General features: G+C 72.3%; 9 protein-coding genes. 5 read left to right on the top strand and 4 right to left on the bottom strand.

From position 1 onward, the window contains the following. Positions 1–34: 34 nt before the first annotated feature. Both nosP and CRP50_RS08045 read left to right on the top strand, forming a co-directional pair. Positions 35–1,177 (top strand): nitric oxide-sensing protein NosP, encoded by a 1,143-nt coding sequence (gene nosP, locus CRP50_RS08050; protein WP_097278500.1) that lies wholly within the window; start codon positions 35–37, stop codon positions 1,175–1,177. Beyond that, complete coding sequence (locus tag CRP50_RS08045) at positions 1,167–3,806, top strand: NahK/ErcS family hybrid sensor histidine kinase/response regulator (RefSeq protein WP_217992016.1); 2,640 nt, start codon at positions 1,167–1,169, stop codon at positions 3,804–3,806. Before nosP ends, CRP50_RS08045 begins: the two co-directional genes overlap by 11 nt. A gap of 20 nt (positions 3,807–3,826) precedes the next feature. Here the strand turns inward: CRP50_RS08045 and CRP50_RS08040 are convergent, their stop codons facing one another. Next, positions 3,827–4,435, bottom strand: a complete 609-nt coding sequence (locus CRP50_RS08040) for a hypothetical protein (RefSeq protein WP_097278499.1) — start codon at positions 4,433–4,435, stop codon at positions 3,827–3,829. A 192-nt stretch (positions 4,436–4,627) separates the two neighbouring features. On the opposite strand from CRP50_RS08040, the gene CRP50_RS08035 reads away from it, so the two are divergent. The 3 genes from CRP50_RS08035 to CRP50_RS08025 are packed head-to-tail and all read left to right on the top strand — an operon-like array spanning position 4,628 to position 8,318. Next, entirely contained in the window at positions 4,628–5,134 is a 507-nt protein-coding gene (locus CRP50_RS08035; RefSeq protein WP_097278498.1) for a 2Fe-2S iron-sulfur cluster-binding protein, read from the top strand. Then, complete coding sequence (locus CRP50_RS08030) at positions 5,131–6,120, top strand: FAD binding domain-containing protein (protein WP_097278497.1); 990 nt, start codon at positions 5,131–5,133, stop codon at positions 6,118–6,120. The genes CRP50_RS08035 and CRP50_RS08030 overlap by 4 nt, the downstream gene beginning before the upstream one ends. Further along, on the top strand, positions 6,117–8,318 hold the full coding sequence (locus tag CRP50_RS08025; RefSeq protein ID WP_097278496.1) for a xanthine dehydrogenase family protein molybdopterin-binding subunit: 2,202 nt from the start codon (positions 6,117–6,119) through the stop codon (positions 8,316–8,318). Before CRP50_RS08030 ends, CRP50_RS08025 begins: the two co-directional genes overlap by 4 nt. A gap of 18 nt (positions 8,319–8,336) precedes the next feature. Here the strand turns inward: CRP50_RS08025 and CRP50_RS08020 are convergent, their stop codons facing one another. Genes CRP50_RS08020 through CRP50_RS08010 form a run of 3 tightly spaced genes read right to left on the bottom strand, consistent with a single transcriptional unit; the run spans position 8,337 to position 12,321 of the window. Next, entirely contained in the window at positions 8,337–9,446 is a 1,110-nt protein-coding gene (locus tag CRP50_RS08020) for an ABC transporter permease (protein WP_097278495.1), read from the bottom strand. A 17-nt stretch (positions 9,447–9,463) separates the two neighbouring features. Then, complete coding sequence (locus CRP50_RS08015) at positions 9,464–10,597, bottom strand: ABC transporter permease (RefSeq protein ID WP_097278494.1); 1,134 nt, start codon at positions 10,595–10,597, stop codon at positions 9,464–9,466. Beyond that, positions 10,594–12,321, bottom strand: coding sequence for an ATP-binding cassette domain-containing protein (locus CRP50_RS08010; RefSeq protein WP_097278493.1), 1,728 nt, complete (start codon positions 12,319–12,321; stop codon positions 10,594–10,596). The genes CRP50_RS08015 and CRP50_RS08010 overlap by 4 nt, the downstream gene beginning before the upstream one ends. Positions 12,322–12,323 lie beyond the last annotated feature (2 nt).

Genomic DNA, 12,323 nt, shown 5'->3' with positions numbered 1-12,323 from the left:
CGCCACCGCCGCGCCACCAGGGAGACGCCGTCCCATGCTCGACACGCCGCGCATCCGCCGCGGATACTCGCGATCAGACCAGACCGACCAGGCCGTCCGTGAACTGGCCGAGGACCTGGCGCAGCCCGATGCGGTGCTGGCGCTGGTCTTCGCCTCCTCGCGCCACGACCGCGGCCTGCTGGCGGCGGCCCTGGCCGAGCATCTGCCCGGCGTGCCCGTGGTCGGCTGCACCACCGCGGGCGAGCTGACGCCGCTCGGCTACCGCCGCGGCGCGCTGACCGGCGTCAGCCTGGCCGCGCCCGAGTTCCAGGCGGTCGCCCTGCGCATCGACGCGCTGGAGGACTTCAGCGTCGCCGACAGCATGAAGCTGGTGCAGGACGGCCTGACCCAGCTCGGCCGCAAGATGCCCGGCATGCGCACCGACCAGGTCTTCGCCATGCTGCTCATCGACGGCCTGTCGGCGAGCGAGGAGCGCGTGGTCTCCGGCCTCTACCAGGCGCTCGGCGAGATCCCGCTGTTCGGCGGCTCGGCCGGCGACGACCTCGCCTTCCAGGACACCGGCGTGCTGCACGACGGCGCCTTCCACCGCAATGCCGCCGTGCTGCTGCTGGTCGCCACCCACCACCCCTTCGAGGTCTTCAAGACCGAGCACTTCGTGGCGGCCGAAGAGAAGATGGTGGTGACGGAGGCCGACCCCGGCCGGCGCGTCGTCACGGAAATCAACGCCGAGCCCGCCGCCCACGAATACGCGCGCGTCCACGGCGTGGAGGTGGAGGAACTGACGCCCATGATGTTCGCCGCCCGCCCGGTGGTGGTGAAGGTGGGCGGCGTGCCCTACGTGCGGTCCATCCAGAAGGTGAACCCCGACGGCAGCCTCACCTTCTACTGCGCCATCGACGAGGGCATCGTGCTCACCGCCGCCACCGGCGTCGACATCCAGGAAAACCTGCGCGAGGCCTTCCGCCGGATCCGCCAGCAGATCGGGCCGCCGCAGCTGGTCATCGGCTGCGACTGCATCCTGCGCTCGCTGGAGCTGGAGCAGAACGGCCTGCTCGACGACGTCTCCTGCCTGCTGGCCGAACAGCGGGTGATCGGCTTCAACACCTACGGCGAGCAGTTCGGCGCCATGCACGTCAACCAGACCTTCACGGGGGTGGCGATCGGTTATGGCCGCTGACGCGATGGGCGACGCCCTCTCGCCCGAGGACCGCATCGCCCGCCTGGAGCACGAGAACGCCAAGCTGCGCAAGATCAACAAGGTCCTCATGGACCGGGTCGAGCGCAGCATGGACTACCAGGGCAACGCCTTCTCGCTGTTCCAGACCGCCATCGTGCTGGAAAACCGCATCCGCGAGCGTACCCAGGCGCTGGAGAAGGCCCTGCGCGAGCTGGAACGCAGCAACCGCGACCTGTCCATCGCCAAGGAGGAGGCGGAAAGCGCGCAGACCCTGCTGCGCGAGGCCATCGAGACCATTTCCGAAGGCTTCGTGCTGTGCGACGCCGACGACCGGGTGGTTCTGTTCAACACCAAGTTCCGCCACCTGTGGCCCGGCCTGTCCGACCACATCGTGCCCGGCATGACCTTCGCCGAAGTGGCGCAGCGGGCGCTGGAGCTGGACATCGTCGAGGCCATGGCCGACCCGCCCGCCGCCTTGCCGAGCCGCGACAGCCTGGAGGGCTGGCTCGGCTACCGCATGATGCAGCACCGCCGCCCCGGCGAGCCCATCGTCGTCAAGCTCACCACCGGCGCCTGGATCCAGATCAGCGAGCGGCGCACCCGCGACGGCGGCATCGTCGGCGTCTACACCGACATCACCCAGATCAAGCTCGCCGAGGCCCGCCAGCGCGAGCGCGAACTGGCCGAGAAGTCGGTGCTGCTGCAGGCGACGCTCGACACCATCACCCAAGGCATCTCGGTGTTCGACGGCACCTTCCGGCTGGCGGCGTGGAACGACGGCTTCGCCCGCCTGCTCGACATCGACCCGGCGGCGGTCACCCTCGGCGCCGGGCTCGAGAAGTTCCTGCGCAACGAGACCATCCGCGCCCAGCTGCTGGTGGACGACGACCCGGCCACCTGGCGCGACAGCCTCACCCTGCCCGCCGTGCTGGAACACCGCACGGCGTCCGGCCGGGTGCTGGAGGTGCGGCGCAACCCCATGCCCGACGGCGGCTTCGTCAGCACCTATACCGACATCACCGCCCGCAAGCGATCGGAAGAGGCCCTGCGCGACAGCGAACGGCGGCTGCGGCTCATCACCGACGCCATGCCGGCGCTCATCGCCTATGTCGACGCCGAGCGCCGCTACCGCTTCACCAACAAGGGCTACGAGGACTGGTTCGGCCGCTCGCGCGACGAGATCAACGGCCGCAGCATGGAGGAAGCCCTCGGCCCGGTCCTGTTCGACCTGCGCGAGCCCTACGTCCGCCGCGCGCTGGCCGGCGAGCCGGTGGATTTCGAGATGCGCATGCCCACCTCCCTCAGCAGCATCGAATACGCCCATGCCACCTACATCCCCCACGTGGCGCGCACCGGCGAGGTGGTCGGCTTCTTCGCCCTGATCCAGGACATCACCGAACGCCGCCGCGCTGCCGAGGCCCTGCGCGAGGCCAAGGAAAACCTGGAGCTGCGGGTCGCCGAGCGAACCGCCGCCCTGCTGCGCCTCAACGACGCACTGCGCTCCGCCAAGGCGGAGGCGGAGCAGGCGAACCTGTCGAAGACCAAGTTCCTCGCCGCCGCCAGCCACGACCTGCTGCAGCCCCTCAACGCCGCCCGCGTCTTCGCCGGCGCGCTGACCGAGCGCCGCCTGTCGCCCAACAACCGCGACCTGCTGAACAATGTGACGGCGGCGCTGGAGGCGGTGGACGAGCTGCTGTCGGCATTGCTTGAAATCTCCCGCCTCGACGCCGGCGTGCTGACGACCGAGGTGCGCGACTTCTCCATCGCCGACCTGCTGGCCCAACTGGCCGGGGAACACGCTCCGCTCGCCCAGGCCCGCGGGCTGACGCTGCGCCACGTCGGCTGCGGCAGTGTGGTGCGCACCGACTACAAGCTCCTGAGCCGCGTGCTGCGCAACTTCCTGTCCAACGCGCTCCGCTACACCCGCACGGGCCGCATCCTGCTCGGCTGCCGGCGGCGGCCCGACGGGCTGCTGATCGGCGTGTGGGACACCGGCATCGGCATCCCGGAGGACAAGCAGCGCGAAATCTTCGAGGAATTCCGCCGCCTGCGCGCCGAGCCCGACCGCGTCGGCGACAACGGCGTCGGCCTCGGCCTCGCCATCGTCGAGCGCATCGCCCGCCGCCTCGGCCATCCGGTGATCGTGCGGTCGGTGCCGGGGCGCGGCTCGTTCTTCGGCATCCTGGTGCCGCGCGGCAGCCGCGCCGCGCTGAGCACGCCGCCACCCGTCGCCGCCCCGCGCGGCCGCGACCGGGTGGCCGGGGCGACGGTCGCCGTCGTCGACAACGAGCCGAGCATCCTCGCCGGCATGGCCGCCCTGCTGTCGGGCTGGCAGTGCAAGGTGCTGACGGCGGTCGACACGCCGGGCATCCTGGCCGCCGTCGAGGCCGCCGATTGCGTGCCCGACGTGGTGGTCGCCGACTACCACCTGGCCGACGACGCCATCGGCCTCGACACGGTGGCGGCCCTGCACGCCCGCATCGGCCGCCCGGTGCCGACGGTCATCGTCACCGCCGACCGCACGGAGGAGATCGCGCGGGCGGTGCAGGAACGCGGCTGGCACCTGATGACAAAGCCGGCCCGCCCCGCCCGCCTCCGCAGCCTGCTCGCCCACCTGCTGGCGGAGTGAGGGGCGGCCGGAGCCCCGCCTCAGCCCACCGTCTCGCCCAGCGCCTGCCGCGCCGCCGCCAAGGCCTCGGCGAGCAACGCGCGGACGTCGGGCGGCGGCAGGATGGCGGCGCGCTCCACGGCGTCGCGCAGTTCCGCCACCACCGCTTCGGGGCTGTCGCCGCGCCACACGAAGGTGCGGCGCTCTCCACCGCGGCGGGTGAGCACCACCTCCAGCCGGAAGCGGCCGGGCTCCGTCCATTCGATCAGCGCACTGCCGTGGGTGGCGTGCGGCCCGGCGCGGCCGCCGGCATAGGCGACGCCGACGACGCGCGGCACGAAGGCGTCGTCGTCATTGTCGGCCGTCGGCTGCCGGCCGCCCACCTCGTGGGCGAAGCGGGCCGCCGCCAGCACCGCCGCCGCCGACAGGGTGTGGCCGAAGTCGCAGGCCTTCAGCGACGCCTCGGCGGCCTGCACGAAATAGCCCTGCTCGTCGTCGCGCAGCGCCGCCTCCAGGTCGAAGCGGGAGCCGAAGCCGGTGGCGGCGGCGATGGTTTCGTCGATGTGCTCCGGCCGCGCCGCCGGGATGCGGGCGCGCAGCGCCTGGCGGAACGCCTGGCGCGTGACGGGGTCTCGCAGCTGCAGCCTCATGGATCGCTCCTCCACCCACCGACGGCAGGTCCTTCGCACCGTCATGTACGGGGTCCGCCCCCGCGCCTTCAAGTAGATTTTCGCACAGCGAAGCCCGCGCGACCGTCCGCCGGCGATCTGGCCATGAACACCCCCGAGCGGCGGCGCGTTGGCCCTTCGGAACCCCAGCGGCACAGGAGGCGAGGACCGGCCATGCGAACCGAATTGACCGTCAACGGAACGGTGCACGTGCTGGAGGCCGACCCGCGGACCTCGCTGCTCGACGCCCTGCGCCACCACCTCGGCCTCACCGGCAGCAAGAAGGGCTGCGACCACGGGCAGTGCGGCGCCTGCACGGTGATCGTCGACGGCCGCCGCATCAATTCCTGCCTGACGCTCGCCTGCATGCACGACGGCGAGGCCATCACGACCATCGAGGGACTGGGCACGCCCGTCGCCATGGCGCCGCTGCAGGCGGCCTTCGTCGACCGCGACGCCTACCAGTGCGGCTATTGCACGCCGGGGCAGATCTGCTCGGCGACGGCCATGCTCGACGAGGTGGCGGCCGGCTGGCCGAGCCACGTCACCGACGACCTGGAGGCCGCGCCCGACCTGTCCGACGCCGAGATTTCAGAGCGCATGAGCGGCAACCTGTGCCGCTGTTCGGCCTATCCCAACATCGTCGCCGCCATCCGCGACGCGGCGGAGGGCACGCGATGAGACCCTTCGACTATCACCGCGCCACCTCCTCCGCCGAGGCCGCCCGCGCCGTCGCCGCCCCCGGCGCCACCGTCATCGCCGGCGGCACCAACCTGCTCGACCTCATGAAGCTGGAGGTCATGGCGCCCGAGCGGCTGATCGACATCACCCGCCTCGACCTCGGCGGCATCGAGGAGACCGGCGACGGCGGCTTGCGCATTGGCACGCTGGTGCGCAACGCCGACCTCGCCGCCGACGCGCGCGTGCGGCGCGACTACCCGGTGCTGTCGCGCGCCCTGCTGGCCGGCGCCAGCGGCCAGTTGCGCAACAAGGCGACCACCGGCGGCAACCTCATGCAGCGCACCCGCTGCTACTACTTCTACGACACCGCCATGCCCTGCAACAAACGCGAGCCCGGATCGGGCTGCGGCGCCATCGGCGGCGTCACGCGCCTGCATGCCATCCTCGGCGCCAGCGAGCACTGCATCGCCACCCACCCGAGCGACATGGCCGTCGCCCTGCTGGCGCTCGACGCCACGGTGGAGCTGGAGGGGCCAGAGGGCGAGGGCCGATCCGTGCCGCTGGCGGACTTCCACCGCCTGCCCGGCGACACGCCGCACATAGAGACCGTGCTGCAGCCCGGCGAGATCATCACCGCCGTCACCCTGCCGCCGCCGGTGCGCGGGCGGCAGGTCTATCGCAAGGTGCGCGACCGTGCCTCCTATGCCTTTGCGCTCGTCTCCGTCGCTGCCGTGGTGCGGATGGAAGACGGCCGCATCGCCCACGCCGCCCTAGCCTTCGGGGGCCTCGCGCACAAGCCGTGGCGCGACCCGGCCGTCGAGGACCTGCTGGTCGGCGAGGCGCCGTCCGAAGCCCTGTTCGACCGCGCCGCCGACCGCCTGCTGGCCGACGCCCGCGGCCAGGGCGGCAACGACTTCAAGATCCCCCTCGCCCGCCGCACCCTGAAGGCGGTGCTGGCCGACGCCACCCGGGAGGCCGCCGCATGACAACCCACCTGAAGATCGACGAGCCCGACCACCGCAACCGTCTGGACCACATGGCGCAAGGCACCCTGGGCGCGCCGCTCGACCGGCCCGAAGGGCCGCTCAAGGTCACCGGCACCGCCACCTATGCCGACGAGTGGCCGGTGGAGGGCCTGTGTCATGGCGTGCTGGTGCGCGCTTCCACCGACAAGGGCCGCGTGACGGCGGTGGGGCGGGAGGCCGTGGAGGCCCTGCCCGGCGTGCTCGCCGTGGTCACCGACGAGCGTTTCCTGCGCAATCCGGCCCAGGGCATGGCCGGCGCCGCCCCAGCCCAGGGGCCGGACCGGATCGCCTACTTCGGCCAGCCGGTGGCGCTGGTGGTGGCGGAAACCTTCGAGCAGGCCCGCCACGGCGCCGAGACCCTGCAGATCGCCTTCGACCGCAGCGACGACGCCGTGCTCGACCTGGAGTCCGACCGCGCCGCCGTCGACGTGCCGCCGGGCAAGCAGGCGAGCCAGGGCGACCTCGACCGCGCCATGCGCGAGGCCGTTCATGCCGTCGACGTCACCTACCGCACCCCCGGTCACGTCAGCGCCGCCATGGAACCGCATGCCGCCATCGCGACGTGGGACGACGGCCTGCTGACCCTGCGCGGCAGCTACCAGATGCTCCGCTTCAACCGGCTGGAGCTGGCGGATTCCCTCAACATCGAGCCGGACCGGGTGCGCATCCTGTCGCCCTACGTCGGCGGCGGCTTCGGCTCCAAGCTCGGCATCAGCCCCGAGGCGGTGGCCGCCGCCATCGCGGCGGAGCGCCTCGGGCGCCCGGTGTCGGTGGCGCTGACGCGGCCGCAGGTGTTCGAGGGCACCACCCACCGCTCCGAGACCCGCCAGCGCATCCGCCTCGCCGCCGACGCCGAGGGGCGGCTCGTCGGCATCGGGCACGAGGCGCTGGTCGGCAACCTGCCGGGCGAGGTCTTCGCCGAGCCGGTGACCCAGGCGACGCCCTTTGTCTATCGCGGCGAGCACCGCGTCGTCGGCCTGTCCGTCGCCCGCCTCGACCGCACCTGCGCCGGATCGGTGCGCGCCCCTGGCGAGGCGGTGGGGCATACGGCGCTGGAAAGCGCCATGGACGAGCTGGCGGTGGCGACCGGCCTCGACCCGGTGGAACTGCGCCGCCGCAACATCCCCGAGGAAGACCCGAGCAGCGGCCTGCCCTTTTCCTCCCACACCATGCGGCGCTGCCTCGATCACGGGGCCGAGGCCTTCGGCTGGCACCGGCGCAAGGCGGAGCCGGGGTCGGTGCGCGACGGCGAATGGCTGATCGGCATGGGCATGGCCTCGGCGGTGCGGGTCAACATGGTGGTGGAGGCCCGCGCCCGCGTCCGCCTCACCGCCGACGGCCGGGCCGAGGTGGAAACCGACATGACCGACATCGGCACCGGCACCTATGCCATCCTGACACAGATCGCCTCGGAAATGCTCGGGCTGCCCATGGACCGGGTGGAGACGCGGCTCGGCGACACGGACCTGCCGTCGGGATCGGGATCGGGCGGGTCGTTCGGCGCCTCCTCCACCGGCACCGCCGTCTATCTCGCCTGCGAAGCCCTGCGCCGCGACCTCTGCGCCCGCCTCGCCTGCGAGGAAGAGGACCTGACCCTCAAAGACGGCATGGCGATCGCCGGCGACCGCCGCGTGGCCCTGACCGACCTGCTGGGCGGCCAGACCCTGACGGAGGAAGGCCACGTCGAGGCCGGGGAGACGTCGAAGAAAGTCCGCCAGGCCACCTACGGTGCCTATTTCGCCGAGGTGGCGGTGAACGCGGTGACCGGCGAGACGCGGGTGCGCCGCATGCACGGCACCTTCACCGCCGGGCGCATCCTCAACGCCAAGACGGCGCGGTCGCAGTGCCTCGGCGCCATGGTGTTCGGCATCGGCATGGCGCTGACGGAGGAACTGCTGTTCGACCCGCGCCACGGCCACATCGTCAACCACGACTTCGCCGAGTATCACCTGCCGGTGAACGCCGACGTGCCGCAGATCGAGGTCGACCTGCTGGAGGAACGCGACGCCTGGGCCAACCCCATGCAGGCCAAGGGCATTGGCGAGCTGGGCATCTGCGGCGCCGGCGCGGCGATCCTCAACGCCGTCTACAATGCCTGTGGCGTGCGCGTCCGCGACCTGCCGGCGACGCCCGACAAGATCCTGCCCGGCCTGCCCTGATCGGCGCCGGCCGGCGGCTCACCCCAGGCGGCGGCGGAACAGCCAGGCCGCCCCCGCCAGGGTGCCGACGGCGATGACGGCCATGGGCCACAGGCTGTCGAGCACGAGGGCGGGGGCGGCGTCCTTCAGGAACACGCCGCGCAGGATCACCATCATGTGGCGCAGGGGGTTGACCCAGGTCGCCGCCTGCAGCCACGGCGGCATGTTGTCGAGCGGCGTCGCGAAGCCGGACAGGATGATGGCCGGCACCAGGAACAGGAAGGCGCCGACGATGGCCTGCTGCTGCGTCTGCACCAGCGAGGAGATGAAAAGCCCGACGCCGATGATCGACAGCAGGAACACCGTCAGCGCGCCATAGAGCAGCCACACAGGTGCCGTCAGCGGCACGCCGAACCACACCTGCGCCGCCACCACGATGAGCGTCGCCTCCAGCAGCCCGATGATCAGCGCCGGCACCGTCTTGCCGATGAGGATTTCCACGGGCCGCAGCGGTGTCACCAGCAACTGCTCGAAGGTGCCCAGTTCGCGCTCGCGGGCGACCGACAGGGCGGTGACCACCAGCGCCACCACCATGGTCAGCACGCCGGCGAGCCCCGGCACCACCACCCACAGGCTTTCCATGTTGGGGTTGAACCACACCCGCTCGACGATCACCGACGGCGGCGCCGGCCATCCGTGGGCGGCACCCCAGGCGCGGCCGAAGTCGAGCAGGATGGCGGTGACGTAGCCGTGGACGATCTGCGCCGTGTTGGACATGCGGCCGTCGAGCACCAGCGACACCCGCGCCGGCGGGTCGGTGCGCAGGTCGGCGGCGAAGCGCGGCGGGATGTGCAGGGCCGCCGTCACGGCGCGGCGCTCCACCAGGGCCGACAGGTCGTCGTCGCGCGCCACCGGCACCAGTTCGGCGAAGGCCGGGGCGCCCTGGAAGGCGGCCAGCAGGGCGCGGCTCTCCTGTGTGCGGCTCTCGTCCAGCACGGCGAGGCGGATGGACGTCACGTCGTAGGTGGCGGCGTAGGAGAATACGAACAGCTGCACCAGCGGCGGCACGATCACCACGAAGCGCGATTTGGCGTCGCGCAGCAGCGCCAGCAGTTCCTTGACGATCAGGCTGAGGATGCGTCGCAGCATGGCCGGCTCTCCTTCCCTCAGTCCAGCCGCTTGCGCGTCGAGCGCACGGCGATGGCCAGGAACACCGCCGCGATGGCCGTCATGGCGAGCAGGTCGGGCAGCAGCACCCGCCACACCGTGCCGGCCAGGAACAGCGTCTGCAGGCTGGAGACGAAGTAGCGGGCCGAGACGACCGTCGTCAGGGCCTGGATGGGCAGCGGCATGGCGCTGATCTCGAATACGAAGCCCGACAGCATGAAGGCGGGCAGGAAGGCCGCCACGATGGCCACCTGCCCGGCGGCGAACTGGTTGCGGGTCAGCGCCGAGATCACCAGCCCCATGGCGAGCGCCCCCAGCAGGAACACCGCCGACACCAGCACCAGCGCCGCGACGCTGCCGCGGAACGGCACCTGGAACAGCGTCACCGCCAAGCCCACCGACAGGGCCATGCCGCCCATGCCGAGCACGAAGTAGGGCAGCAGCTTGCCGACCAGAATCTCGCCGACGCCGACGCGGGTCGCCATCAGGCTTTCCATGGTGCCGCGCTCCCACTCCCGCGCCACCACCAGGGCGGTGAGCAGGGTGCCGATGAGCGCCATGATGATGGCGATGAGGCCGGGGATGAGGAAGTTGCGGCTGCGTAGTTGCGGGTTGTAGCGCACATGCCCCTCCGCCACCACCGGCACCGCGAGCGAGCGGCCCTGGCGCAGCGCCTCCTGCGTCAGCCATGTGCTCCACACCCCCTGCACGTAGCCCTGCACCAGCCGCGCCGTGTTGGCGTCGGCGCCGTCCAGGATCACCTGCACCGGCGCCTCCGCCCCCGCCCGGTAGTCGGCGGAAAAGCGCTGGCCGAGCACGACGATGCCGCGCACCGCACCGCGATCCAGCAGCGGCACCGCCTCCTGCCGGCTGCGCAGTTCGGTGACCTGGAAATAGGGCGAGTTGGCGAGGGTGGCGGTGAAGCCCGCCGTATCGGGCGTCGGGTTCTCCACCACCACGGCGAGGCGCACGTCGTCGGCGTCCAGCGACACGCCGTAGCCGAACAGGAACAGCAGCACCAGCGGCAGCACGAAGGCGATGGCGAGGCTCGACGGGTCGCGCATGACCTGCAGCGCCTCCTTGCGGACCAGGGCGGCGGTGCGGCGGGGGTCGAGGCCGGCGGATCTGGTCATGGCGGCGTCTCCCGGCGCTCGGCGGCGATGGCGGCGATGAAGGCGTCTTCCAGCGTCGGTTCGGGCACCTCGGCGGTGCGGTGGGCGGCCTTCAGGTCCTCCGGCGGGCCGAGGGCGATGACCCGGCCGGCGTCCATGAGCGCGACGCGGTCGCAGTATTCCGCCTCGTCGAGGAAGTGGGTGGTCACCATCACCGTCACGCCGTCCTCGGCAAGCCCGTTGATGTGGCGCCAGAATTCACGCCGGGTGAGCGGGTCGACGCCGGAGGTCGGCTCGTCGAGGAACAGGATCTCCGGCCCGTGCAGCACGGCGCAGGCGACGGCCAGGCGCTGCTTGATGCCGAGCGGCATGTCGGCGACGGTGGCATCCAGCGCCGCATCCAGGTGCAGGCCGCCGGCGACGCGGGCCACCGCCTCGGCCAGCGCCCGCCGCCCCAGGCCATAGACGCCGCCGAAGAAGGCGAGGTTCTGGCGCCCGGTCAGCGCCTCGTAGAGCGAGAACTTCTGCGCCACGTAGCCGATGCGCGCCCGCGCCGCCGGGGCGGCGCGGCCGAGGTCGAAGCCGGCGACGCGGGCCGTGCCGCCGCTGGCCGGCAGCAGGCCGCAGAGCATGCGGAAGGTGGTGGACTTGCCGGCGCCATTGGGCCCGAGCAGGCCGAAGACCTCGCCGCGTGGCACGCTGAAGGTCACCCGGTCGGCAGCCACGAAGTCGCCGAAGCGGCGCGTCAGGTCGTGGACGGCGATGGCGTCCGCCGCCCCCTTCCCCACCCGCACGTCGAGCCGCACGCCCGGCACCGCCGGCCGGGCGGGCGCCAGCAGGGCGACGAAGGCGTCTTCCAGCCGGGGCGGCACGGGCACCACCTGCGCCGCAGAATCGCCCAGCGCCTCGGCGGCAGGCGGCGCGGCGCCCTCGGCCAGCACGAGGCGCACCGCCGGCCCCTGGATCAGGGCGTCGACCACCGCCGGCAACGCGTTGGCGCGGCGTTGGATGCGGCGGCGGTCGCCCGACAGGCCCTCGACCACGTGCGTCCGGCCCGCCACCTGCGCCGTCAGATCGGCCGGCGGCCCGGCGAAGCGGACGCGGCCTCCGTCGAGCACCACCACCGTCTCGCACCGCTCCGCCTCGTCGAGGTAGCTGGTGCTCCACACCACCGCCGTACCGTCGTCGCGCAGAGCCTGCACCATGGCCCACAGATCGCGCCGCGACACCGGGTCGACGCCCACCGTCGGCTCGTCGAGCAACAGCACGCGCGGCTTGCGGATGAGCACGCAGGCGAGGCCGAGCTTCTGCTTCATGCCGCCCGACAGCTTGCCGGCCAGCCGCCCCGTGAAGGGGGCGAGGCCGGTGAAGGCCAGCAGCCGCTCGAACACCACCGGCCGGTCCGCCGGGGGCAGGCCTTGCAGGTCGGCGTGCAGGGCGAGGTTCTCGGCGACGCTCAGGTCCTGGTAGAGGCCGAAGCGCTGCGGCATGTAACCGAGATCCGCCCGCGCCGCCTCGGGCTCGGCGATGGTGTCGTGGCCGCAGACCGTGACGGTGCCGGCGTCGGGCGCCAGCAGGCCGGCCATGAGGCGCAGCAGCGTCGTCTTGCCGGCGCCGTCGGGGCCGACCACGGCGGTCACGCCACCCGGCGCGACGGCGAGGTCGAGGCCGTCGACCACGGCGGTGCGGCCGAAGCGTTTGACGACGCCCCGCAGGACGACCAGGGGATCGGAGGCGGCGGCCATGG

Source organism: Caenispirillum bisanense (genome assembly GCF_900230255.1).
GTDB lineage: Bacteria > Pseudomonadota > Alphaproteobacteria > Rhodospirillales > Rhodospirillaceae > Caenispirillum > Caenispirillum bisanense_A.
The sequence above is the reverse complement of the archived record's forward strand: the minus strand, read 5'-3'. Positions and strand labels throughout refer to the sequence as shown.

Coding starts and splice junctions, on each gene's coding strand:
- CRP50_RS08040 (WP_097278499.1), bottom strand. CDS start 4,435: ATGAGGCTGCAGCTGCGAGACCCCGTCACGCGCCAGGCGTTCCGCCAG.
- CRP50_RS08010 (WP_097278493.1), bottom strand. CDS start 12,321: ATGGCCGCCGCCTCCGATCCCCTGGTCGTCCTGCGGGGCGTCGTCAAA.
- CRP50_RS08045 (WP_217992016.1), top strand. CDS start 1,167: ATGGCCGCTGACGCGATGGGCGACGCCCTCTCGCCCGAGGACCGCATC.
- CRP50_RS08015 (WP_097278494.1), bottom strand. CDS start 10,597: ATGACCAGATCCGCCGGCCTCGACCCCCGCCGCACCGCCGCCCTGGTC.
- CRP50_RS08030 (WP_097278497.1), top strand. CDS start 5,131: ATGAGACCCTTCGACTATCACCGCGCCACCTCCTCCGCCGAGGCCGCC.
- CRP50_RS08020 (WP_097278495.1), bottom strand. CDS start 9,446: ATGCTGCGACGCATCCTCAGCCTGATCGTCAAGGAACTGCTGGCGCTG.
- nosP (WP_097278500.1), top strand. CDS start 35: ATGCTCGACACGCCGCGCATCCGCCGCGGATACTCGCGATCAGACCAG.
- CRP50_RS08035 (WP_097278498.1), top strand. CDS start 4,628: ATGCGAACCGAATTGACCGTCAACGGAACGGTGCACGTGCTGGAGGCC.
- CRP50_RS08025 (WP_097278496.1), top strand. CDS start 6,117: ATGACAACCCACCTGAAGATCGACGAGCCCGACCACCGCAACCGTCTG.